Below are 1117 nucleotides of genomic sequence, written 5' to 3' on the forward strand. Positions count from 1 at the left end.
GTGTCGATCAGGCCCGGCGCGATCGCGTTGACGAGAATGCCGCGCGGCGCGAGCTCCATCGCGCTGGCGCGCGTGTAGCCCACCAGCGCGGCCTTCGAGGCCACGTAGTGCGGATGGTTCTTCGCGCCCAGGTAGGCGCGCGAGGCGATGTTGACGATGCGCGCGCCGTCGGCCATCTTGCGCGCGGCCTCCTGCGTGAGCGTGGCCACCGCGAGCAGGTTCACCTCGTACATGCGGCGGAAGTCGGCCGAGCTCACGTCCATGAAGGCGCGCTCGTCGAAGATGCCGGCGTTGTTCACCAGCGCGGCGAGCGGCGGCAGCGACTGCACCATCGCGCGCACCGCGGCCTCGTCGGTCAGGTCGATGGCGCGGTAGTCGACATCGAGGCCGGCAGCGCGCAGCACCTGGGTCTCGCGCTCGGCCAGCTCGCCGTTGTAGTCGGCCATCACCACGCGCCAGCCGTCGCGCGCCAGGCGCTCGACGATGGCGCGGCCCATGCCGCTGGCGCCACCGGTCACCAGGACCAGCGGCTTGTTGTCATCACTGCTGTTGTTCATCGTTGTTCCGTCGAAGCGCGGCGCTCAGGCCGCGAGGTAGCCGCCGTCGACCGGCAGCACCACGCCATTGACGTAGCTGGCCATCGAGGAGGCGAGGAAGACCACCGGCCCGGCGATCTCGTCGGCCTCGCCGTGGCGCTTGGTGAGCACGCGGCTCATGTACCAGTCGGTGCCGTGCTCGGTCTCGCGCTGGCCGGCCGTCATGTCGGTCACCATGAGTCCGGGCGCCACCGCGTTCACGCGCACGCCCCAGGGCGCGAGGTCGCGCGCCAGCACCTGCGTGAGCGAGCGCACGCCGCCCTTGGCCACCACGTAGCCGGCCGAGGAGATGCCCGCGCCGAAGGCCACGATCGACGACAGGTTGACGATGCTGCCGTGCGTGCGCTTGAGCGCGGGCACGAAGGCCTGCGTGACGTTGAACACGCCCTGCAGGTTGACCGACAGCACGCGGTCCCAGGCCTCGCGCGCGCCGGGCTCGTCGAACTTCGAACGCGCGGAGATGCCGGCGTTGTTCACCAGCACGTCGATGTCGCCGTGCGCCGCGGCGATGCGCGCGGCGA

At 71.1% G+C, this 1117-nt stretch carries 2 protein-coding genes; both read right to left on the minus strand.

The window, feature by feature from the left end:
- Nucleotides 1-557: SDR family NAD(P)-dependent oxidoreductase (locus AC27VN_RS42055; protein WP_490880599.1), on the minus strand; the 557-nt coding region annotated here is incomplete at its 3' end.
- 24 nt (nucleotides 558-581) lie between these two features.
- Nucleotides 582-1117: SDR family NAD(P)-dependent oxidoreductase (locus AC27VN_RS42060; RefSeq protein WP_490880600.1), on the minus strand; the 536-nt coding region annotated here is incomplete at its 5' end.

It is taken from the genome of Variovorax sp. 20P10.2.4, assembly GCF_058244205.1.